General features: G+C 67.3%; 18 protein-coding genes and 1 pseudogene. 12 read left to right on the top strand and 7 right to left on the bottom strand.

Annotation, left to right across the window (positions count from 1 at the left end; genetic code table 11):
• Positions 1 to 280 precede the first annotated feature (280 nt).
• The 7 genes and pseudogenes from lpxD to ABE543_RS07990 all read left to right on the top strand — a co-directional run bounded on the left by lpxD (position 281) and on the right by ABE543_RS07990 (position 9,402).
• Positions 281 to 1,303, top strand: a complete 1,023-nt coding sequence (gene lpxD / locus ABE543_RS08020; RefSeq protein WP_053519892.1) for a UDP-3-O-(3-hydroxymyristoyl)glucosamine N-acyltransferase — start codon at positions 281 to 283, stop codon at positions 1,301 to 1,303.
• The gene (gene fabZ, locus ABE543_RS08015) at positions 1,300 to 1,758 is read left to right on the top strand and encodes a 3-hydroxyacyl-ACP dehydratase FabZ (protein ID WP_053519893.1); all 459 of its coding nucleotides are present in this window, start codon (positions 1,300 to 1,302) and stop codon (positions 1,756 to 1,758) included. Before lpxD ends, fabZ begins: the two co-directional genes overlap by 4 nt.
• Positions 1,759 to 1,776: 18 nt before the next feature.
• Positions 1,777 to 2,568, top strand: a complete 792-nt coding sequence (lpxA, locus tag ABE543_RS08010; protein WP_053519894.1) for an acyl-ACP--UDP-N-acetylglucosamine O-acyltransferase — start codon at positions 1,777 to 1,779, stop codon at positions 2,566 to 2,568.
• A gap of 92 nt (positions 2,569 to 2,660) precedes the next feature.
• A pseudogene (gene lpxB / locus ABE543_RS08005) lies at positions 2,661 to 3,824 on the top strand (lipid-A-disaccharide synthase); the annotation flags it as partial.
• Entirely contained in the window at positions 3,821 to 4,480 is a 660-nt protein-coding gene (locus ABE543_RS08000) for a ribonuclease HII (RefSeq protein WP_065181173.1), read from the top strand. The pseudogene lpxB and the gene ABE543_RS08000, both read left to right, overlap by 4 nt.
• A gap of 218 nt (positions 4,481 to 4,698) precedes the next feature.
• Positions 4,699 to 8,292: a DNA polymerase III subunit alpha gene (gene dnaE / locus ABE543_RS07995; protein ID WP_065174693.1), complete on the top strand. Its 3,594-nt coding sequence runs from the start codon at positions 4,699 to 4,701 to the stop codon at positions 8,290 to 8,292.
• A gap of 150 nt (positions 8,293 to 8,442) precedes the next feature.
• Complete coding sequence (locus ABE543_RS07990; RefSeq protein ID WP_053519898.1) at positions 8,443 to 9,402, top strand: acetyl-CoA carboxylase carboxyltransferase subunit alpha; 960 nt, start codon at positions 8,443 to 8,445, stop codon at positions 9,400 to 9,402.
• Positions 9,403 to 9,523: 121 nt separating this feature from the next.
• Here the strand turns inward: ABE543_RS07990 and ABE543_RS07985 are convergent, their stop codons facing one another.
• Positions 9,524 to 11,899 carry an autotransporter outer membrane beta-barrel domain-containing protein gene (locus ABE543_RS07985; RefSeq protein ID WP_346475559.1) on the bottom strand — a complete coding sequence of 792 codons (2,376 nt, stop codon included), beginning with the start codon at positions 11,897 to 11,899 and terminating at the stop codon, positions 9,524 to 9,526.
• A gap of 230 nt (positions 11,900 to 12,129) precedes the next feature.
• Positions 12,130 to 12,585: a CopD family protein gene (locus ABE543_RS07980; RefSeq protein WP_346475563.1), complete on the bottom strand. Its 456-nt coding sequence runs from the start codon at positions 12,583 to 12,585 to the stop codon at positions 12,130 to 12,132.
• Between the two features lie 144 nt (positions 12,586 to 12,729).
• Here ABE543_RS07980 and ABE543_RS07975 point away from each other — a divergent pair, with 144 nt between their 5' ends.
• On the top strand, positions 12,730 to 13,320 hold the full coding sequence (locus tag ABE543_RS07975) for a class I SAM-dependent methyltransferase (protein ID WP_346475558.1): 591 nt from the start codon (positions 12,730 to 12,732) through the stop codon (positions 13,318 to 13,320).
• Between the two features lie 93 nt (positions 13,321 to 13,413).
• The gene (gene phaZ, locus ABE543_RS07970) at positions 13,414 to 14,718 is read left to right on the top strand and encodes a polyhydroxyalkanoate depolymerase (protein ID WP_053519900.1); all 1,305 of its coding nucleotides are present in this window, start codon (positions 13,414 to 13,416) and stop codon (positions 14,716 to 14,718) included.
• Between the two features lie 111 nt (positions 14,719 to 14,829).
• Here phaZ and ABE543_RS07965 read toward each other — a convergent pair whose 3' ends face one another.
• A complete protein-coding gene (locus ABE543_RS07965; protein WP_111185795.1) occupies positions 14,830 to 15,819 on the bottom strand; it encodes a sensor domain-containing protein in 990 nt (329 codons plus the stop codon).
• On the bottom strand, positions 15,816 to 16,181 hold the full coding sequence (locus tag ABE543_RS07960) for a PadR family transcriptional regulator (RefSeq protein WP_053519902.1): 366 nt from the start codon (positions 16,179 to 16,181) through the stop codon (positions 15,816 to 15,818). Before ABE543_RS07960 ends, ABE543_RS07965 begins: the two co-directional genes overlap by 4 nt.
• Before the next feature lie 136 nt (positions 16,182 to 16,317).
• Between ABE543_RS07960 and ABE543_RS07955 the strand changes: the two genes are divergently transcribed.
• Positions 16,318 to 17,220 carry a peptidylprolyl isomerase gene (locus ABE543_RS07955; protein WP_346475557.1) on the top strand — a complete coding sequence of 301 codons (903 nt, stop codon included), beginning with the start codon at positions 16,318 to 16,320 and terminating at the stop codon, positions 17,218 to 17,220.
• A gap of 583 nt (positions 17,221 to 17,803) precedes the next feature.
• Here ABE543_RS07955 and ABE543_RS07950 read toward each other — a convergent pair.
• A complete protein-coding gene (locus ABE543_RS07950; protein ID WP_065174688.1) occupies positions 17,804 to 18,676 on the bottom strand; it encodes a DMT family transporter in 873 nt (290 codons plus the stop codon).
• A 115-nt stretch (positions 18,677 to 18,791) separates the two neighbouring features.
• Between ABE543_RS07950 and ABE543_RS07945 the strand changes: the two genes are divergently transcribed.
• Both ABE543_RS07945 and ABE543_RS07940 read left to right on the top strand, forming a co-directional pair.
• Complete coding sequence (locus tag ABE543_RS07945; protein ID WP_346475556.1) at positions 18,792 to 19,736, top strand: LysR substrate-binding domain-containing protein; 945 nt, start codon at positions 18,792 to 18,794, stop codon at positions 19,734 to 19,736.
• 71 nt (positions 19,737 to 19,807) lie between these two features.
• Positions 19,808 to 20,101 carry a hypothetical protein gene (locus ABE543_RS07940; RefSeq protein ID WP_053518791.1) on the top strand — a complete coding sequence of 98 codons (294 nt, stop codon included), beginning with the start codon at positions 19,808 to 19,810 and terminating at the stop codon, positions 20,099 to 20,101.
• Between the two features lie 33 nt (positions 20,102 to 20,134).
• Here the strand turns inward: ABE543_RS07940 and ABE543_RS07935 are convergent, their stop codons facing one another.
• Both ABE543_RS07935 and ABE543_RS07930 read right to left on the bottom strand, forming a co-directional pair.
• Positions 20,135 to 20,932, bottom strand: coding sequence for a DUF4349 domain-containing protein (locus ABE543_RS07935; protein WP_279941816.1), 798 nt, complete (start codon positions 20,930 to 20,932; stop codon positions 20,135 to 20,137).
• The gene (locus ABE543_RS07930; RefSeq protein WP_053518787.1) at positions 20,929 to 21,285 is read right to left on the bottom strand and encodes a GFA family protein; all 357 of its coding nucleotides are present in this window, start codon (positions 21,283 to 21,285) and stop codon (positions 20,929 to 20,931) included. Before ABE543_RS07930 ends, ABE543_RS07935 begins: the two co-directional genes overlap by 4 nt.
• Between the last annotated feature and the right edge of the window lie 73 nt (positions 21,286 to 21,358).

Genomic DNA, 21,358 nt, shown 5'->3' with positions numbered 1-21,358 from the left:
CGGATGGCTGAAGCGCACGATCCGCTTTTGATCTTTTCTGTTTTCCGCGGCTGGCACTCGCGCCACGCTGTCAGAGGTCGGGCGGATCGGGGCTGCGGGGGTGTGAGCCGCATGGATGCGGCGATCAAGGCTACAGGGACGTACTTGCGCCGTCCCCCGCAGCCCCGACCCGTCCGACCCAGCCCATGAGCCTGGCTCTGCCGGCCGCGAGGGGCCCCGCCGTTGGCTGCACAACTGCCCCCCGCATGACCGCAATGGCGTCACACGTTAAACTCCCGCCGTGAATACTCCCTCCTACACCGCCCAGCAACTCGCCGAGCAGTTCGGCCTGCAGGTCCATGGCGACCCCGCCACCGCCATCCATGGCGTGGCCACCCTCGCCCATGCCGGCCCTGGCCAGCTGACCTTCCTCGCCAATCCGCGCTATCGCACCCAGCTGGCCGACAGCCAGGCCTCGCTGGTGGTACTGCGTGCCGACGATGCCGAGGCGGCTCCCGGCGCCGCGCTCGTGGCCAAGGACCCGTACACCACCTTTGCCAAGATCGCCGCGCTGTTCGACATCGCACCGACACGCCCGCCGGGCATCCATCCCAGCGCCGTCATCGATCCCACCGCCCAGGTCGCAGCCAGCGCCCATATCGGTCCGTTCGTGTCCATCGGCGCCCGCAGCGTGGTCGGCGAGAACTGCATCATCGGCACCGGCAGCGTGATCGGCGAGGATTGCAGCCTGGACAACGGCTGCGAACTGATCGCCCGGGTCACCCTGGTCACCCGCGTCCGGCTGGGCAAGCGGGTGCGCGTCCACCCCGGCGCCGTGCTCGGCGCCGATGGCTTCGGCCTGGCGATGGACGCGGGCAGGTGGATCAAGGTGCCGCAGCTTGGCGGCGTGCGCATCGGCGACGACTGCGAAATCGGCGCCAACACCTGTGTGGACCGCGGCGCGCTGGAAGACACCGTGCTGGACGAAGACGTGCGCCTGGACAACCTGGTGCAGATCGCACACAACGTGCAGATCGGCGCGCACTCGGCCATCGCTGGCTGCACCGGCATTGCCGGCAGCGCCAAGATCGGACGTTACTGCCTGCTCGGCGGCCACGTAGGCGTGGTCGGCCACCTGGAGATCTGCGACAAGGTGGTGATCACCGGCAAATCGGTGGTGCGCAACTCCATCCATGAGCCGGGCGAGTATTCGTCCGGCACCCCGTTGACCGACAACCGCACGTGGCGCAAGAACGCCGCGCGCTTCAAGCAGCTCGATACGCTGGCCCGGCGCATCCTGGCTGTGAGCAAGGAGAAAGAATGAACGACACGCTGCAGCTTCCGATCGATGTCCTCCAGATCCAGGAGCTGATCCCGCACCGCTACCCGTTCCTGCTGGTGGACAAGGTCCTCGAGCTGGATGTGGACGCCAAGCGCATCCTTGCCCAGAAGAACGTGAGCATCAACGAGCCGTTCTTCCAGGGCCATTTCCCGGGCCGCCCGATCATGCCCGGCGTGCTGATCATCGAGGCACTGGCGCAGGCCGGCGGTGTGATGACCCAGCTCTCGCTCGGCCGCGATGCGCAGTCCAAGCTGTTCTACATGGTCAAGGTGGAGAACGCCCGCTTCAACAAGCAGGTGGTGCCGGGCGATGTGCTGCTGCTGGACGTGCAGATGAAGCGGCTGATCCGCAACATGGGCTGGTACTACGGCGAAGCCAAGGTCAACGGCGAAGTGGTGGCCTCTGCCGAGGTCATGTGCGCCGGTGCCAAGGGCTGAGCCATAACGGAGCCAGGAATGACTGACAACGCCCCACGGATCCACCCCACCGCCGTCATCGACCCGTCCGCCCGGCTGGCCGACGATGTGCAGGTCGGTGCCTTCACCCTGATCGGTGCCGATGTGGACATCGGCGCAGGCACGGTCGTCGGCCCACACTGCAGCATTCTCGGACCGACCCGGATCGGCCGCGACAACCGCTTCATCGGCCACGCAGCCATCGGCGGCGAGCCGCAGGACAAGAAGTTCGCCGGTGAACGCACCGAACTGGTGATCGGCGACCGCAACGTGTTCCGCGAGTTCGTCACCGTCAACCGCGGTACCGGCGGCGGCGGTGGCATCACCACGATCGGTGACGACAACTGGATGCTGGCCTATACGCATGTGGCACACGACTGCCACGTCGGCAACGCCTGCGTGTTCTCCAACAACACCACGCTGGCCGGCCACGTTACTGTCGGCGACTACGTGATCATCAGCGGCTTCGCCGGTGCCCACCAGTTCTGCCGCATCGGCGCCCACGCCTTCCTCGGCATGGGTGCGCTGACCAACGGCGATGTTCCGCCGTTCACCATGGTGGGCTCCGATTCGCTGGGCCGTCCGCGCGGCATCAACAGTGAAGGCCTGAAGCGCCGCGGTTTCGATGCCGAACGCATCTCCGCCATCAAGCGTGCCTACCGGACCCTGTACGTGGCCGGCCTGCCGCTGGCCGAAGCCAAGCAGCAGCTGGTGGAACAGGCGCGCGACAGCGAGGACGTGAAGTCCATGCTGGAGTTCATCGAACACGCAGAGAGGCCCCTGCTGCGATGAGCAGCACGTCCGGCCAGGCGCCGGCCGGCGCCGCTGTCATTCCGCTGGCCTCCCTGGCCGGCAGCGTGCCTGCACAGCGGGTGCTCAGCGAGCGGCCGTTGCGGATCGCACTGGTGGCCGGTGAGGCCTCCGGCGACCTGCTCGGTGCCGGCCTGGTGCGCGAGTTGAAGGCCCGCTTCCCGAACGCCGAGTTCGCCGGCATCGGCGGCGATGCCATGCGCAATGCCGGTTGCCAGACCTGGCACGACGCCAGCGAACTGGCGGTGATGGGGCTGACCGAAGTCCTGCGCCACCTGCCGCGCCTGCTGAAGCTGCGCTCGGCCTTCCGCCAGCGCGCGCTCGAGTGGCAGCCGGACGTGTTCATCGGCATCGATGCGCCGGACTTCAACCTGGGCATCGAGCGCTGGCTGAAGCAGCGTGGCGTGCGCACCGTGCATTACGTCAGCCCTTCGGTCTGGGCGTGGCGCGAGAAGCGCGCCGAGAAGATCGGCAACAGTGCCGACCTCGTGCTGTGCCTGTTCCCGATGGAACCCCCCATCTACGCCCGGCACGGAATCGACGCGCGCTTTGTCGGTCATCCGATGGCCGATGACATTCCGCTGCAGGGCAACCGCGACGAAGCCCGTGCCGCGCTGGGCCTGCCGGCCACGGCCAAGGTGCTGGCGGTGCTGCCGGGCAGCCGCCTGGGCGAGATCTCGCGCCTGGGCGAGCCGTTCTTCGAGGCTGCGTGGCAGGTTTCCGAGCGGATTCCGGGGCTGCACGTCGTGGTGCCTGCCGCCAATGCCGCCTGCCGTCGCCTGATCGAGGAACAGCTGTCGCGTTCGGCGCTGCCGGTCGCCTACTCGCATGTGCTTGATGGCCAGGCCCGCGACGCCATGATCGCCGCCGACGTGGTGGTGCTCGCCTCCGGTACCGCGACCCTGGAAGCCATGCTGGTGAAGCGGCCGATGGTGGTCGGCTATCGCGTCAACGAACTGACTTACCGCCTGGTCAAGGCGCTGGGCCTGATCAAGGTCGACCGCTTCGCCCTGCCCAACATCCTGGCCGGCCAGGACCTGGCACCGGAGCTGATGCAGCACGACTGCACGCCGGACAAGCTGGCCGCCGCCATCCAGCAGTGGTTCGACCATCCGCAACGGGCCGCCGACCTGCAGGGAACCTATTCGCGCCTGCATGAACGCCTGCGCCGCAATGCCTCGGCACGCGCCGCCGACGCTGTCGGCGAGCTGCTCGTACGCGAGCTGGACAAGGCATGAGCCGCCGCCACGCCGCCGCAGCCAGCCTGGCCCTGTTCGACGGTTCACTGCGGGTTGAACCGGACCGCCTGGTCGCCGGTGTCGATGAGGCCGGCCGTGGCCCGCTGGCCGGGCCGGTCGCCGTCGCGGCGGTGGTATTCGATCCTGCCCGCCCGCGCATCAACGGCCTGGATGACTCCAAGCAGCTCACCGCCGCGCGCCGCGAGCAGCTGTACGATCGAATCATCGATCGCGCCCTGGCCTGGCATGTGGTGCTGGTGGACGTAGCAGCGATCGACCGCCTGAACATCTACCAGGCCACCCTGCAGGGCATGCGCGACGTGGTGGCGGCCGTGGCCCACGTGGCCGGCTTCGCCCGCATCGACGGCAACGTGGTTCCGAAGGGGCTGGTACTGCCGGCGCAGGCGCTGGTTGGTGGCGATGGCATCGACCGCGCGATCATGGCGGCCTCGATCCTAGCCAAGGTGTCGCGCGACCGGTACATGCAGGACCTGCACGTACAGCATCCGCACTACGGTTTCGACCAGCACAAGGGCTACGGCACTCCGGCCCACCTGGCGGCACTGCGTGAACACGGCCCCTGTGGCGAGCACCGGCGCAGTTTCGCCCCGGTGCGTGAATGCCTGGAAAACCCGGCGGCCGCGGCCATCGCCTGAACAACCGCCGCCGGGCATGGCCCGGCGGCATCGTGCGCCCACATTGCGGCGGTAGCGCCGGGCCATGCCCGGCGGCATGTTCGCGCAATCGACGCGCCGTCAAGAGCTTGTCGCCTCTCCCTGCCCTCGCTACCCTGACCGGGCATTCCAGCGCTTCCCGACCCCGGCGACGAACTCCCGTCGGCACCCGGGGCCCCCGCGCTCCAACCTGGTCCGGCATGTCCAACTCCCGTTTCGTACATCTCCACGTCCACACCGAGTTCTCGCTGGCGGACTCGACCATCCGTGTGCCGGCCAAGCCGGACCAGGCCGACCCGAAGAAGGCAAAGCAGGCCAACCTGCTGTCACGCTCGGTCGAGCTGGGCCTACCCGCGCTGGCGGTGACCGACCTCAACAATCTGTTCGCCCTGATCAAGTTCTACAAGGCAGCCGAAGGCGTGGGCATCAAGCCGATCGCCGGCGCCGACGTGATGATCGCCGAGGAGGGCCAGGACCCGTGGCGGATGACCCTGCTGTGCCGCGACCGCGAAGGCTACCTGAGCCTGTCACGGCTGCTGACCCGTGCCTGGATGGAGGGCCATCGTCCGGAAGGCGGCGTCGCCGTGCATCCGGACTGGTTGAAGGCGGGCAACGCCAACCTGTTCGCGCTGGCCGGGCGCGAGAGCCTGGCCGGGCGCCTGGCGCTGGACGGCAAGCACGACCTTGCCGAGCAGCATCTGGCCGACTGGCAGCGGGTGTTCGGCGATGGCCTGCACCTGGAGCTGACCCGCACCGGCCGCGATGGCGAGGAGGCCTTCAACCGCTTCGCGCTGATGGCCGCCGGCCAGCGCGGCCTGCCGGTGGTGGCCAGCAACGATGTGCGCTTCCTTGCACCGTCGGACTTCAGCGCGCATGAGGCACGTGTGTGCATCTCGACCGGCCGCGTGCTGGACGATCCCAAGCGGCCGCGCGAGTACAGTGACCAGCAGTACCTGAAGTCGGCCGAGGAGATGTGCGCGCTGTTCGCCGACATCCCCGATGCGATCGACAACACGCTGGCGCTGGCCGAGCGCTGCAACATCGAGATGCGGCTGGGCACCTACTTCCTGCCCAACTACCCGGTGCCGGACGACGAGACCCTGGATACCTGGATCCAGAAGATGTCGCGCGACGGCCTGGAAGAACGCCTGCAGAAGAACCCGCTGGCGCCGGGCAAGACCCGCGAGGAGTACTTCGAGCGCCTCGAATTCGAGCTCGACACCATCATCAAGATGGGTTTCCCCGGCTACTTCCTGATCGTGGCCGACTTCATCCAGTGGGGCAAGAACCAGGGCATCCCGATCGGCCCGGGCCGTGGTTCCGGTGCCGGTTCGCTGGTGGCGTGGGCGCTGAAGATCACCGACCTGGATCCGCTGCCCTACAACCTGCTGTTCGAGCGGTTCCTGAATCCGGAACGCGTGTCGATGCCCGACTTCGACATCGATTTCTGCATGGACCGCCGCGACGAAGTGATCGACTACGTCGCACGCAAATACGGGCGCGAACGCGTCAGCCAGATCATCACCTACGGCACCATGGCCGCCAAGGCCGTGGTGCGCGATTCCGGCCGTGTGCTCGGTTTCCCCTATGGCCTGGTTGACGGCGTCTCCAAGCTGATCCCGAACATCCTCGGCATCCACCTGAAGGATGCGCTCGGCAAGGGCAAGGAAGGCCCGGGCTCGGAGATGGCATCGGCCGAGCTGATCCAGCGTTACGAAACCGAAGACGATGTCCGTGACCTGATCGATCTGGCGCTGCAGCTGGAAGACCTCACCCGCAACGCCGGCAAGCACGCCGGTGGCGTGGTGATCGGCCCCGAGCCGCTGAGCGAGTTCTGCCCGCTGTACGCCGAACACGACGAGAACGGCATCGGCAAGAATCCGGTCACCCAGTTCGACAAGAACGACGTGGAAGAAGTGGGCCTGGTGAAGTTCGACTTCCTTGGCCTGCGCACGCTGACCATCATCGACTGGGCAGTGAAGGCGATCAACAAGCGCCACGCGCGCGCCGGCATCCCGCCGGTGGACATCGCGGCGATCCCGCTGGACGACGCGCCGACCTACAAGGACATCTTCGCCAACGGCAACACCGGTGCGGTCTTCCAGTTCGAATCCTCGGGCATGCGCCGCCTGCTGAAGGACGCACGCCCCGACCGTTTCGAAGACCTGATCGCGCTGGTGTCGCTGTACCGCCCCGGCCCGATGGACCTGATTCCGTCCTTCAACGCGCGCAAGCACGGGCAGGAAGAGATCATCTATCCCGATCCGCGCACCGAAGCCATCCTCAAGGACACCTACGGCATCATGGTGTACCAGGAGCAGGTGATGCAGATGGCGCAGATCGTCGGCGGCTACTCGCTGGGCGGCGCCGACCTGCTGCGTCGTGCGATGGGCAAGAAGGTGCCGGCCGAAATGGCCAAGCACCGCGAGATCTTCCGCGAGGGCGCGGCCAAGGGCGGCGTCGACGGCCCCAAGGCCGACGAGATCTTCGACCTGATGGAGAAGTTCGCCGGCTACGGCTTCAACAAGTCGCACGCCGCTGCCTACGCGCTGGTCAGTTACCAGACCGCGTGGCTCAAGCGCCATTACCCGGCCGAGTTCATGGCGGCCACGCTGTCTTCGGACATGGACAACACCGACAAGGTGGTCGGCTTCCTCGACGAGGTGCGCAACCTCGGCCTGACCGTGCTGCCGCCGAAGGTGAACCAGTCCGCCTTCATGTTCGAGGCAGCCACGCCGGACACCATCCAGTACGGCCTGGGTGCGATCAAGGGTGTCGGCCAGGGTGCCTGCGAAGCGGTGGTGGACGAGCGGCTGCGGGGCGGGAACTACACCGACCTGCTCGATTTCTGTACCCGCGTCGGCTCGGCCAAGCTCAACCGGCGCACCCTGGAAGCGATGATCAACTGCGGCGCACTGGATGAGCTGGGCCGCAACCGCGCCTCGCTGATGCTGCAGCTGCCGGAAGTGATCAAGGCCACCGAGCAGATGGCACGCGAGCGCGCCTCCGGGCAGAACTCGCTGTTCGGTGGGCCGGACCCGAGCGCGGCGACGATCCAGCTGGACCTGCCGGAGGCCGAAGAGTGGCCCCTGCTGCAGCGCCTGAACGGCGAGCGCGACACGCTGGGCTTCTACCTCAGCGGCCATCCATTCGATCCGTGGCGCGACGACGTGCGCGATCTGGTCGGCAACGATCTGGGCGCGGTGGAAAAGATCTGGAGCGCCAGCAGCGGCGGTGGTGGTGGTGGCGGTGAGAAGCGCTGGCGCCCGGAAGTGCAGACCGTGCTGGCCGGCCAGGTGGTCGGCGTTCGCCGCAAGGGCGAAAGCCAGATCTTCATCCAGCTCGAGGACGGGCGTGGACGCGTGGAGTGCAGCGCGTTCTCCGACACCATGGCCGAGTTCGGCCACCTGATGACCAAGGACCGCATCCTGGTGGTCAAGGGCGGCCTGCGTGAAGACGAATTCAACGGTGGCTACGCCCTGCGCATCCGCCAGTGCTGGGATTTCGATGAGGTCTGCGCCAACTACGCTACGCGCCTGTCGCTGCGGCTGGACCTGCGCCAGCAGCGGCCGGTGTGGGAGCGCATCGATGCCCTGCTCGACCGCCATCGCCCCGGCCGCACGCCCCTGCGCCTGGACCTGCTGCTGAAGGGCCCGCACGGCGGTATCGCCGGCATGCTCGACGTGTCCGGACAGAGCGCCGTGCGCATCGACTCGAAGCTGATGGAAGCGCTGCGCGCCGACCCGGCCGTGCGCACCCTGAAGGTGCGCTACAGCCCGCCCTGGGCCAGCTGATCCCGCCCCGCCAGGTCCCGCGTCCAGCTGGCGCGGCCAAGGCAGCGCGCTGCCTGCCGGCCAGCCCCTCCGTACGCTCCAGACAGGGGCGTACGGGGAATTTCACCGGGTTCGGCTACACTTTCCTCCTTCTTTACACGACGGCTTCCGATGAATCCGAACTACCTCGACTTCGAGCAACCCATCGCCGACCTGGAAGCGAAGATCCAGGAGCTGCGCAACGCCAGTGCCGGTCCGGCGGTCAATGTCGAGGCCGAAGTGCACGCGCTGCAGGACAAGCTGCGCATGCGTACCGCACAGATCTTCCGCAACCTGACCTCCTGGCAGGTGCTGCAGCTGGCCCGCCACCCGTCGCGGCCCTACACCGCCGATTACATCCGCATCATCTTCGATGAGTTCCAGGAACTGGCCGGTGATCGCGCCTTTGCCGACGACAAGGCCATCATGGGCGGCCTGGCCCGCATCAATGGCCGCGCGGTGATGGTCATCGGCCACCAGAAAGGCCGCGACACCAAGGAGAAGATCAAGCGCAACTTCGGCATGCCCAAGCCCGAGGGCTACCGCAAGGCGCTGCGCCTGATGAAGATGGCCGAGCGTTTCGGCCTGCCGGTGCTGACCCTGATCGACACCGCCGGCGCCTGGCCGGGCATCGACGCCGAATCGCGCGGCCAGTCCGAAGCGATCGCGCGCAACCTGATGGAAATGGCCGAACTGAAGGTGCCAGTGATCTGCACCGTGATCGGCGAAGGCGGCTCGGGCGGCGCGCTGGCACTGGGCGTGGGCGACCGCACCGTGATGCTGGAGTACGCGGTGTATTCGACCATTACCCCGGAAGGCTGCGCCTCGATCCTGTGGAAGGATGCCGGCAAGGCCAAGGACGCGGCCGAACAGCTGGGCCTGACCGCCCCGCGCCTGAAGAGCCTGGGCCTGGTCGACAAGGTCGTGCGCGAGCCGACCGGCGGCGCCCACCGCAACCCGACGCAGATGGCCCGGCGCCTGAAGGCCGTGCTGCTGAACGAGCTGGACGCGCTGGACAAGCTGTCCACCGGGGAACTGCTGGAGCAGCGCTACAAGCGCCTGCGCAGCTACGGCACCTACGAGGCGGCGTAATCGCTGCTTCCGCTGCACGGTAACGCCTGAAGCCGGGCAATGCCCGGCTTCAGAGGTGCCACATCCGTGTGGCGATACGTCCCTGTTCCTGCGCGTACGGGCCCGCCGTACGCCGATCTGCTTACCAGTTGTAGGACATGCCCAGCGTGGCGCTGACTTCGCGGTAGCCGGAGTCACCGCGGCTCACGTCCAGACCGCCCCAGCCCGTCCAGCCCTTGGCGAATTCCACCCGCGCGCCTGCACCCAGCGCGTAGCGGTTGCGCGGCGCGTCGCTGTCCATGGCCACGTCATCGAACGCCATGCCACCCGTGCGGGCGTCGCGATACCAGTTGGCGGTCAGGTACGGGGTCACCACGGCGCCATGCGTGCTGGTCGATTCCGCTTCCAGGCGCAGGCCGAGGCGGCCGGACAGGCCACTTTCGCCCAGGCCACGCACCACGGTGCCGTTCTGCTCGGTATGTCGATCCGTGCTGACGTTGGTGTAGACCAGCTGCAGCTCCGGCTGCAGGCTGACCCTGCTGTCGCCCAGCGTGCCGACGCCGAAGCGGTAACCCGCCTCCAGCGAACCCTGCCACAGGTCGCTGTCGTAGCGCTCCGCGGCCAGGCCATCGCCTTCCACCCGGTTGTTGAAGCGGCCGTGCTGCACCCAGCTGTCCACATAGGCACGACCATTGTTCCAGCTGCCGTACACCCCTGCGGCCACGCCGGCGACCTTGCCGCGTGCCGCAAAGCCGGTCAGCGCCGAGGTGCTGGTGCTGTCAGCACGCCCACTACCGAGCATCACGCCCAGGCGGCCACGCCCTTCATCGAACAGCCCCACGTCTGCGCCCACCTGCACCACATGGCGCTGCGTGCGCAGATCCAGCTGCTCCTGCATGGCCCCCAGGCGCGCCTGCTGGCTGTCCACGCGTGCCCAGCCGTGCACACCCTCGGCAACGGCCGCATTGCCGTCGCGATCACTGCGCTGCAGGCGGAACAACTGCCCTGCGGCGTACTGGTTGGCCAGGTACGCGCCGGTCTCCGGGCGCAGCACCGGCTTCGGATCCGGATTGATCGGACCGGTCGGGTCGCAGTCGGGCAGCGACGGATCCAGGTCACAGGGATCCGGCGGCGTCACCGGCAGTTCCGAACGCAGGTACCAGTTGCCGTCGGCCTCATCCTTGAACAGGAAGTACTCGTACTGCCCGCCGACCGCACGGCCGACCAGGTCGAACTGGGCGTCGGACGCGCCGTTGATCTCGATCAGCTCGATGCCCTTGTCGGTCTGCGCGCCCTGGCCGCCGGCGTTGAGCACCCGCACATTGGCCTGCCCGGTCGCATCACCGGCGATCACCAGGCGGTCGGTCTGCGAGTCGTCCTCGCCAAGCACCGTGTTGAATACCAGCGTGCCGCCGTTACCGACGAACTCGTCCAGGGACAGCGTGTTGAAGCCGCCCGCGCCGTCGCCCAGCTTGACCATGCTGCCCGCATCCAGCTGCAGACGGCCGACACTGCTGTCGCCGGTCAGCTGCCAGGTGCTCTGCTCCCCCACCGCCACCGAGCTCGCATCGACGATGCGGCCGATCAGCGTGGCGCGGTTGCGCAGCGAGACATCCAGCTGGCCCGTGTAGGAGGCGCGATCAGCAATGATGTCGCCGGTCAGCGCCGCGTTCTCCACGTTGAAGCGCACCGCGGCGTTGCCGACCTGCCCTTCCTCGCCGTGCTTGACCAGCAGCAGCGTGCCGTCACCGGCAATCAGGCGCGCGCCATTGCGGATGTTGATCTCGGCGGATTCGCCGTCGACGTCGGCATCGGGATTGACCCAGATCGCCGGACCGGTCTGCGACTCCAGGGTGGAATTGTCGACGTTCAACACCAGGTTGTCCGCACCCGGATAATCGAAGTACATGAAGGCACCGTTGCGGCTGGCCCGGATCGTCGAACCGTTGACGATGTCAGCCCTGCCCGCGCCCATACTCAGACCGACGTTGTGGTACCAGGCAGTGCTGTCGCGGTGTGCCACCGCCAGGTGGGAATTGTCCATCAGAAGGTACACGTCGCCCTGTCCACCGCGGAATTCCGGGTACAAGGCGATGGCACCACCGACAGAATTGATCTGCGTGTTGTAGAGGCGTGCCGACGAATCGACCGCGATGTTGAACTGGGTCATGCCCAGGTCGATGCGGCTGTTGCGCGCGATCAGGCTGGAACCCGATTGCACGCGCAGGTACTCGCGTTCGTTGCGGACCAGCACATCCGCACGCGTGAGCACGACGTCGGAGCCGTAGGTCGCATTGATGCCGTAAGTGGACGCGTCGGTCACCGTCAGGTTGGCCCCATTGGTCACCTGCCATGCCTCGGTCGGGTCCCCCTGCACGACGTCGTGATCCTCGTCGTTGAGATAGCCGGCAGAAGCGTGCTGCGCCAACGGCAGAGCCAGTGCCAGCAGCAGGCATTGCGAGAGCGGACGCAGGGCAAGGGAACGCCCGCGTGCAGCGGAACGATGGGCATGTTTCATGATGGATCTCCAGAGGGGGCACGTATGCGGCACAGCGTGCGTGCAGTACCTGGCATTCCCATCCATGCCCACGCGGAGCAATAGCGGGACTGTTGCAGGCAGCCGCTGTGTCGAAGGCGCGCAGTATCTGGAGACGCACGGGCGGGGCCCATGCAATTTGTTGCAAGGCGCGCCGCGCCGCTTGTCAGGTTACGCGGCGATTCATCTGGAGGTGCGCGATGTGCGCCGGCTCAGAAGGGTTTGGCCAGCACCAGCCAGACGATCGGAATGAAGGCCAGCAGCGGGATTTCGTTGATCCAGCGCAGCGCGCGCGAGGACGGCAGAGGCCGGCCCTTGGTGACGCCCTTGAGCAGGCGGCCGGTCCAGCCGAAGTAGACCAGCAGCAGCACCACCAGGCCGAGCTTGGCATGCAGCCAGCCGGCACCACCCGGCGCGACCATCGTCGGGAAGTCCGGAATGACCCGGTAGCCCAGCCACAACACCAGTCCCAGGACGAAGGCCAGGCCGAACATCGAGTGGCCGAAACGGTACAGACGCAGGCCCATCAGCTGCAGGCGCTCGACCACCGCCGGTTGTCCGGCCGTCTCGGCCAGGTTCACCAGGATGCGCGGCAGATAGAACACCGTCGCCATCCACGCCACCACGAACACGATGTGGAAGGTCTTGACCCAGTAGTAGCTCTGCATGCGCTCGCTCCAGCGGCTGGCGTAGGTGGCGGCCATTCTCGCATGGCGAGCCGGTGTACCGGCTGCGGTCGGCGCGACCGATCGACGCATGGCGAGCGGCAACGCCGTACGATAGGCGCCGTTTTCAACGAAACCTCCTTCTGCGTGGACAAGACCTACGACGCCGCCTACTTCCAGCGCTGGTACCGCCGGGCCGACATCGGCGGCAGCGCCCGCCTCGCCCGCAAGGTGGCGTTGGCGGTGGCCACTGCCGAGTACTACCTGGAGCGGCCGATCCGCAGCGTGCTGGACATCGGCTGCGGCGAGGGGGCCTGGCGCGCGCCGCTGCGGAAACTGCGTCCGAAGGTCGAGTATCTGGGCTTCGACAGCAGCGAGTACGCTGTGCATCGCTATGGCCGGACCCGCAACCTGCATCTGGCCCGCTTCGGCGACTTCGCCTGGCTGCGGCCGTGCGCGCCGGTGGACCTGCTGGTCTGCTCGGACGTGATGCATTACGTGCCCGACCGCGAGCTGCGCGCCGGCCTGGCAGGTGTGGCCGAGCTGACCGGCGGCATCGCGTTCCTGGAGACCTTCGCCGCCGAGGACGCGTTCGAGGGCGACCATGAGGGCTTCCAGTCCCGCCCGGCAGCCTGGTATCGCCGGACGCTGGCCCGGCACGGCCTGCAGCCGGCAGGGTCGCACTGCTGGCTCGGCCCCGCCCTGGCAGGCGATGCGGCCGCGCTGGAACGGATGTGAATCCGGATTCATTATTTTCAGCCAACTTAACCTGCGGGACACCCGGATGGGATATGCTGCGCGGCAACATATGACCATACATATTCGGTCGTCATGCTCTATCAACTGCACGAACTGACCCGCAACCTGCTCGCCCCCTGGGTGCACCAGGCCCAGGCCAACGCCAAGTTCTTCGCCAATCCCGGCCACTGGTGGTCGCAGATGCCGGGTGCCGAACGCCTGGCGGCGGTCAACGAACTGTTCCATCGCATCGGCAAGGATTACGAGAAGCCCGAGTGGGGCATCAACGAAATCGAGGTCGAAGGCGAACGCGTGCCGATCGTCGTGCACGAGGAAGTGAGCAAGCCGTTCTGCAAGCTGCTGCGCTTCAAGCGTCACAGCAACGAAGCCGACCAGCTGCACACCATGCTCAACCAGCCCTTCGTGCTGGTGGTGGCGCCGCTGTCCGGCCATCACGCCACGCTGCTGCGCGATACCGTGCGCACGCTGCTGCGCGACCATCGTGTCTACGTCACCGACTGGGTCGATGCGCGCATGGTTGCGGCCAGCGAAGGTGATTTCGGCCTGGACGACTACATCGCCTACATCCAGGAGTTCATCCGCCACCTTGGCGTCGAGCGCCTGCACGTGGTCAGCGTGTGCCAGCCGACCGTACCGGTGCTGGCCGCGGTGTCACTGATGGCCAGCCGTGGCGAGCCCACCCCGCGCACGCTGGTGATGATGGGCGGTCCGATCGACGCACGCTGCAGCCCCACCGCGGTGAACAATCTGGCGACCCAGAACCCGCTGTCCTGGTTCGAGAACAACGTCATCCACAGCGTGCCGGCCGGCTACCCCGGTGCAGGCCGTCGCGTGTACCCGGGTTTCCTGCAGCACGCCGGCTTCCTGTCGATGAATCCCAGCCGCCATTTCAGCTCGCACTGGGACTTCTACGCCGACCTGGTCAAGGGCGATCTGGAAGATGCCGACGCGCACCGCCGCTTCTATGATGAGTACAACGCGGTGCTGGACATGCCTGCCAGGTACTACCTGGACACCATCCGCGTGGTCTTCCAGGACTTCCTGCTGCCGCGCGGAGAGTGGGTGGTCAACGGCGAAAAGGTCGACCCTTCGGCGATCCGCGATACCGCGCTGCTGAGCATCGAAGGCGAACTGGACGATATCGCGGGCCTCGGCCAGACCGAAGCTGCGCAGGCGCTGTGTACGGGCATCCCGGCCGAGCGCCGCGAGCATTTCATCGTCGAAGGTGCCGGCCATTACGGCATCTTCAGCGGCCGCCGCTGGCGCGAGGTGGTGTACCCGAAGGTACGCGACTTCTTCGCAGCGCACGCAGAAGCGCCGGCGGCAAAAGCGAAGAAGAAGAGCAACGTCACCCCGCTGCGCCGCAAGGCGGGCTGACCCCGCGCCGGGGGTCGGATCCCTTTCCAACAGAAAGGGCTCTGACCCCGGCACCCCGCTCGAACGGAGTCAGAGCCCTGTTCTGCGAACAGGGATCCGACCCCTTGTCGCTTACAGGCGCACCAGCAGGTTCTTGGCGATCAGGCCATGCAGCCTGCCGATGCCGCGTGCCAGGTGCAGCGTCAGCAGCAGCAGCAGGGCACCCGCCGCGGCGACCACGATCCCGACCAGCGGCGAGGCAGCCATCGGCAGCACGTTCACGCCATCAACGTACACGCCCGGGATTTCCCCGCTGAAGATCGCTGCCACCGGCGCCCAGATCAGTCCCAGCGACAGCGACAGCAGCGTCACCGCGATGGTGAAGTAGACAATGCCCAAGGGCAGCATCAGCACGAAGTACAACAGCGTCAGCCAGGTGCGGCCGTCCGTGAACATGTCGCCGATACGCTGCAGCCAGCTGCGGCTGCGGTCGGTGTAGCGCGGCCGCCGCGGCATGCGCTCGCCCAGCAGCGCCTCGACCAGGCGCCCCTCCAGCAGTGCCAGCCCGCGCACCGAACCGAAGAACAGCACGGTCAACGGCACGCCGATGATCAGGATCAGCAGGCCGAGCGACAGCGACAGGCCGGTCACCACCCAGGTGAAGAAGAAGATGCCGGTGGCCAGCGACAGCAGCATGTAGAACAGCGCGCCATAGGTGTGCGGATCGGCCACCACGCCAAAGAAGCGCGACAGCAGCGAGCGCGGCACCGGCACCGGCGGTGCCGCGGCCGGTTCCACACCACTGGCCTCGGCTGCCACACGCAGCACCGGCGCGGTGTCGGCGCGCGGCGTGCGCAATGCGCGGTTCACGGTGACTTCCGTTTCGCGGTAGATCTCCGCCACTTCATCCGGCGCACCGTAGCTGCCGGCCACATCGGCAATCACCTCCGCCTCGCTGCGACCGGGCTGGGCGGCCAGCTCGGAACGCAGGTATTCCTCGGCGTCATACAGCGCGTCCTGCACCATCGCCGGATCGGCGCCCTGCAGCGCCTCGCGCAGCTGCGCCAGGTACTGCGGGATGGTGGTCGGCAGGGCGCGGCCTGCCAGGCTCGGGTCGTTCATTGCGGTACCCCCTCCAACACGGAATCGACGGAATCACGGGTGGCCTGCCAGGCCTGGCGCCACTGCGCCAGCACTTCGCGGCCACGGTCATTGATGCGGTAGTAGCGCCGGGGCGGCCCGCTGCTGGAGGGCTCGACATGGCTCTCCAGCAGGCCGCCGTTCTCCAGGTTCCGCAGCACCGGGTACAGCGCGCTCTGCTTGCCACTCAGCACGCCCTCGCCCACGCGCTCCAGCTCCTTGGCAATGAGGTACCCGTACAGCGGCTCGCCGGTACGGGCCAGCACCGCCAGCAGCGCCAGCGACACGGTTCCGGCGCTGAGCTCCTTCTGGAACTTCTTCAGGTGGATGTCGTCTTCCGACATGCCCGGCCCTCCACTACGTTGAAGTCCACAGTAGTGCGAAGTTCGGTATAGCGAATGTGTCGTTAGTCATTCTGCCGGTTGGCGTGGCCCTGCGGCTCGCGCAGAATCGAGGGCTCGTTCATGTTCCGGGGTTTCCATGCCGCACCGTCGTCGCCTTGCCCTGACCGCCCTCGCCCTGGCCTGCCTGTTGCCCTCGCTGGCCAGCGCAGCGACGCCCTACCGCAGCCCGCAGCAGATCCTTGACGCCTCGGCCGCCAGCGATTGGCGCACCCCCGACCCGGCCAACCTGCTGTACATGGATCTGCCTGCCGGCCGGGTGATCATCGAACTGGCGCCCCAGTTCGCACCCCGCCATGTCGCCAACATCCAGACGTTCGCCCACGAGCACTTCTGGGACGGCACCAGCATCTACCGTTCCCAGGACAACTTCGTCGTGCAGTTCGGCGATGCCGACGCCGATGACCCGGCCAGGGCCAAGCCGTTCGGCAGTGCCGCGCGCAAGCTGCCGGCCGAGTTCGAGCGTGCCAGCGCCGGCCTGAAGGTGAGCGTGCTGCCGGACCGCGATGGCTGGGCGGCGCAGACCGGTTTCGTCGATGGCTTCCCGGTCGGACAGGATCCGCAGGCCGGCAAGGCCTGGCTGGCGCACTGCTACGGCATGCTGGGGGCCGGTCGCAACAACGACGAGGACAGCAGCATCGGTGCCGAACTGTACGTGGTGACCGGGCAGTCGCCACGTCAGCTGGACCGCAACATCACCCTGGTCGGTCGCGTCCTGAAGGGCATGGAACTGCTCAGCGCGATCCCGCGCGGCCCGTCGCCGATGGGCTTCTATGAAGACCCGAAGCTGCGCACGCCGATCATTTCGATCCGCCGTGCCAGCGACGTGGCGGCCGCCGAACGCACGCCGATCCAGGTGTTGCGTACTGATTCAAAGACTTTCGCCGATACGGTGGAGGCGCGACGCAATCGCGTGGATGATTTCTACAAGCGTCCGGCCGGGCATATCGATCTCTGCAATATCCCGGTGCCGGTGCGGTGATGGGTTCCTGCACGTGACGCGTGCTGAAGGTGCTTCACTGTTCATGGGCGTCACTTTTCTTTGTACGCAAAGAAAAGTAACCAAAAGAAACGTTCCGCCGACCGCGAGCCGATGCGCGTTGCGCATCGGTACCCTGCGCTCCTCGGCCCGTCGAGGGACGGCGCGGGAACTCGCTGCGCTCAGACACCCGCGCCTCTTCGCCCTCGCCGGACCTGCGGTGCTCGGCTCGCTCAAGGCGGACCCAGATCAAAGTCCACAGCTGCACCCAGCAGATCCACGTCAAGCGTGGATGCTGTTGCTGTTGCTGTTGCTGTTGCTGGTGATCTTGACCTTCAGTCCGCCTTGAGCGAGCCGAGCATCGCAGGGGAATCAGGGGCGGAGAGGTGCCGATGTCTGAGCGCAGCGAGTTCGGCACCGTCCCCTGATTCACCGAGAAGCGCAGGGGACCGACGTGCGAAGCACGGCGGCTCGCGGCTTGGCGGCGCGTTTCTTTTGGTTACTTTTCTTTTCGCGCGAAAAGAAAAGTAACGCCCATGAACAGTGAAGCACCTTCAGCACGCGCCACGCGCAAAACGCCAACGCCTCAGCCCTTCTGACTCACCGCCACGCTACCCAGAATCAACGCACCCGCAATCAGCATCTGCAGCGTCACCGGCTCACCCAGGAACAACCACGCGAACGCCGCACCGAACAGCGGAATCAGGTAGGTCACCGTGGATGCACGCGACGGGCCGATGCGGCCGATCAGACGGTAGAACATCAGGAACGCCAGCCCGGTGCAGGCCACGCCCAAGGCAATCGCCGCGCCCCACGCCTTGAGCGGAATCGCGGCCTGCGGCCAATGGCTCACCGCCATCGGCAGCATCCACAGCGAGGCGCAGGACAGCGTCGCCGCCGCCGCGGCAGCAGACGGCAGGCCCGCCATGTGCCGCTTCACCAGGTTCACCCCCAGTCCGTACAGCAGCGATGCCGCGGCGCCGGCCAGCACGGCCGTGCCGATGCCCAGGCCCGAGACCTTGGCCGTCGCCAGCACCACCACGCCGGCAAAGCCGACCAGCAACGCACCCGCGCGACGCACACCGATCTTCTCGCCGAAGAACAGGAAGGCGATGAGCGCGGCGAACAGGACCGTCATCGCATTGCAGATCGCACCGATCGCCGCCGGTGCGTGCTCGGCGGCGTAGGCGAACAGCACGAACGGCAACGCCGAGTTGACCAGGCCGATCGGCGCCAGCCACAGCCAGCGCCGCGGCGGGAACTGCGCCCGCGCGCGCCACAGGAACGGCAGCAGTACCAGTGCCCCCAGCAGCAGACGCACCTCGACCAGGGCGAACGGGCCGAACGATGGCACCGCCACCCGCATGAACAGGAACGAGCACCCCCAGATGGCGCCCAGCAGGGTCAACTCCAGCGGCGTGCGCCAGTCGCGCTCGGCCGCCTGTGGGACCGCATTCATGCCCTGCCTCCGTCCATCATCCACTCCTCGGTTGGTGCAACAGGATCAGACGCAGACGCCCGCCGCACAAGCGCGTAGTATCGCTGCCAGCCACAAATATGGTTTGAGGCTGGACATGCAGCTACGCCCTTCCCTGCTCCCTGCCCTGGCCGTGTTCGCGGTCGCCGCGCGCCACCAGAACTTCGCCCAGGCCGCGCAGGAACTGCACCTGACCGCCAGCGCGGTCAGCCACCATGTCCGCCGCCTGGAAGAGGTGCTGGAAACCCGCCTGTTCCTGCGCCATCCCCGCGGCGTGCGGCTGACCGCCGAAGGCCGGCAGCTGGCCGACGCCGCCAGTGCGGCGTTCACCGATGTCGCCGCCGTCGCCCACAATCTGCATCCGGATGCGGACAGCGTGCCGCTGCGCATCACCACCCTGCGCTCGCTGTCGTACTGCTGGCTGCTGCCACGCCTGCCGCGCTTCACCCAGGCGCATCCGCACATCCGGGTGGAACTGCACACCGGCAGCGGCCTGGACCGCTACGACGACAACGGACCGGAGGTGGGCATCCGCTATGGCCTGGGCCAGTGGCCGGGGCTGCATGCGCAACACCTGATGGACGACAGCCTGTTCCCGGTCGCCTCGCCGGCGCTGCCGGGCGTGGAAGCCCTGCACGATCCGGCGCGCATCGCCGAACTGCCGCTGCTGACCGATCTCTCGCCGCAGGGCTGGCGCGACTGGTTCCGTCATGCGGGCGTACGCCCGCCCTCGCCGCTGCCGCCGATGCACACCTTCGCCGACAGCACCGATGCGATGCGGGCGGCGGTGTACGGCATGGGTGCGGTGCTGGCGCGCACCCACATCGCCCAACCCTACCTGCAGCGCTACGAGGTGGTGCGGCTGCCCGGGCCCGCCCTGAAGGCCCGCTATGCGTATTACGTGGTGCATGCCGAAGGCCAGCCGCCCAGCCCTGCCGCACGCCTGTTCATCGATTGGCTGCTGGCCCAGGCACAGGACGACCGCACACCGATCCCGGCACTGCCCGACAGTCTGCTCGGCGGCGCGCCCACGCCCGGCTGACCAGGCCCTCACCCGGTCTTTGCCCATCGCTGGCTACGCTGCGGATACCTCCACAACGACCTGCATCTGCCATGGCCCTGCTGCGAATGCGCATTACCGGAACCGAAGACGACGCCCGTGCGATCAGCGACCTGCTGCTGGGCCTGGAAGGCATCGAACATGTCGAGGAAACCGACGATCTGATGCCGCACATGGACGACGATGACTCCAGTTCGGCAGGACTGTCCGATGACATCGGTCCGGGCATCCACGAACTGGAGGTGGAGGTGGGCAACGAAAGCACCGCGCAGAAGGTTCGTGACGCGGTGCAGGAGCTTGCGCTGGAGCTGGACGTGTTCGTCGAATACGAGACCGACGAAGGCTGAGCATCGCCGGGCGTGGCCCGGCGAACCCGCGCGTTACGGCGTCCGACGGCGGCGACGCAACCCCGCCCTCACACCCCATCCTGCGATCAATGCCAGTACCGCAACCGGCAGCAATGCAGCCGCCGCACGGATCAGGAAGGCGATACTGGTACTGAGGATGCTGCCCGACTCGCTCAGCGCATCGCCGATCTCGCTGCGGCCGCGCTCGCCGGAGGTGGTACCGAAGTGCAGCGTCAGCAGCTGCGTATCGATGCGGCGACGCTGCTGCGCGGCGTCCTTGCTGGCCTGCTCCACCCCCGCCTCGATCTCCGACAGGCGCGTGCTGATCGCCAGCAGATCCTCGATCTTCAGACCGCCACGGTCCTGGTAGGCGAGCAGGCGTGCGTGTTCCTTCTCCAACCGTGCCTTGGTCAACGCGGTATCGGCCACCTGCTGTGCAAGATCCTCGGCGCGGGTGGTGCGCGACTGCAGTGTGCCGCCCTCGCCCGCCAGGCCGATCAGGGGCTCCACGCCCTTCGGCGCGATGCGCACCCGGACCTCGCCGCTGGGTGAATCGCCACTGCGCTGGTCCACCTGCAGCACCGCACAGTCGCCGAACTTCGCACTCTGGCAGGCCTGCGCGACCTGCTGGATGCGCGGCGCGATCGCTTCCGCGTCCAGCTGTACCTGTACGTCGTGTTCATAGGCCAGGAAGGCGCCTTCGGGCGACGCCACGGCTTCGGCTGTGGCACCACCGGCGCCGGCCGCGTGCTCCACCTTCGCGCAGGCCGCCAGGGCCAGCACGAGTGCCGGCACGGTCAATGCGCCCACCCATCCATGCCGGACCGTCACGCTGCGGCTCCGTCGTAGGAGGTCACCGACAGGCCGGCCAGGTCGACCTGCGGCAGGCAGCGTACGTTGACCGCCACCATGGCCGCACCGCTGCGCGGATCCACGGCCTCGCTGTACGGTGCAGTGCCGCACTCGCGGCAATGGTGGTGGTCGATGTGGTGCCTGTTGAACTGGTAGGTGGCCACATCGGCTGGATCGGTCTGCAGCTGGAATGCCTCGCGTGGCGCAAACCACAGCAGGCTGCCGCGGCGGCGGCACATCGAGCAGTTGCAGTCGATGACGTCGCTGATCGGGGCCTCGGCCTGCACCGTGAATGCGATCCTGCCGCAATGGCAGCTTCCCTGGTATTCCATGTCCTTTTCTCCGCTGGCGGGTCCGTGTAGGTGCCAATGGTAATCCTATGGCACGGGGACAAAGCAGCCCTGG

This window comes from Stenotrophomonas sp. TWI169 (assembly GCF_039674705.1).
In the GTDB taxonomy this organism is placed as follows: domain Bacteria; phylum Pseudomonadota; class Gammaproteobacteria; order Xanthomonadales; family Xanthomonadaceae; genus Stenotrophomonas; species Stenotrophomonas maltophilia_P.
Note: the sequence above shows the minus strand (reverse complement) of the source record. Positions and strands in the feature narration are given on the sequence as shown.

What these genes read in the sequence shown, in the direction of transcription:
- fabZ (WP_053519893.1), top strand. Translation starts at nt 1,300, where the DNA reads ATGAACGACACGCTGCAGCTTCCGATCGATGTCCTCCAGATCCAGGAG.
- lpxA (WP_053519894.1), top strand. Translation starts at nt 1,777, where the DNA reads ATGACTGACAACGCCCCACGGATCCACCCCACCGCCGTCATCGACCCG.
- ABE543_RS08000 (WP_065181173.1), top strand. Translation starts at nt 3,821, where the DNA reads ATGAGCCGCCGCCACGCCGCCGCAGCCAGCCTGGCCCTGTTCGACGGT.
- dnaE (WP_065174693.1), top strand. Translation starts at nt 4,699, where the DNA reads ATGTCCAACTCCCGTTTCGTACATCTCCACGTCCACACCGAGTTCTCG.
- ABE543_RS07990 (WP_053519898.1), top strand. Translation starts at nt 8,443, where the DNA reads ATGAATCCGAACTACCTCGACTTCGAGCAACCCATCGCCGACCTGGAA.
- ABE543_RS07985 (WP_346475559.1), bottom strand. Translation starts at nt 11,899, where the DNA reads ATGAAACATGCCCATCGTTCCGCTGCACGCGGGCGTTCCCTTGCCCTG.
- ABE543_RS07980 (WP_346475563.1), bottom strand. Translation starts at nt 12,585, where the DNA reads ATGCAGAGCTACTACTGGGTCAAGACCTTCCACATCGTGTTCGTGGTG.
- phaZ (WP_053519900.1), top strand. Translation starts at nt 13,414, where the DNA reads ATGCTCTATCAACTGCACGAACTGACCCGCAACCTGCTCGCCCCCTGG.
- ABE543_RS07965 (WP_111185795.1), bottom strand. Translation starts at nt 15,819, where the DNA reads ATGAACGACCCGAGCCTGGCAGGCCGCGCCCTGCCGACCACCATCCCG.
- ABE543_RS07960 (WP_053519902.1), bottom strand. Translation starts at nt 16,181, where the DNA reads ATGTCGGAAGACGACATCCACCTGAAGAAGTTCCAGAAGGAGCTCAGC.
- ABE543_RS07955 (WP_346475557.1), top strand. Translation starts at nt 16,318, where the DNA reads ATGCCGCACCGTCGTCGCCTTGCCCTGACCGCCCTCGCCCTGGCCTGC.
- ABE543_RS07950 (WP_065174688.1), bottom strand. Translation starts at nt 18,676, where the DNA reads ATGAATGCGGTCCCACAGGCGGCCGAGCGCGACTGGCGCACGCCGCTG.
- ABE543_RS07945 (WP_346475556.1), top strand. Translation starts at nt 18,792, where the DNA reads ATGCAGCTACGCCCTTCCCTGCTCCCTGCCCTGGCCGTGTTCGCGGTC.
- ABE543_RS07940 (WP_053518791.1), top strand. Translation starts at nt 19,808, where the DNA reads ATGGCCCTGCTGCGAATGCGCATTACCGGAACCGAAGACGACGCCCGT.
- ABE543_RS07930 (WP_053518787.1), bottom strand. Translation starts at nt 21,285, where the DNA reads ATGGAATACCAGGGAAGCTGCCATTGCGGCAGGATCGCATTCACGGTG.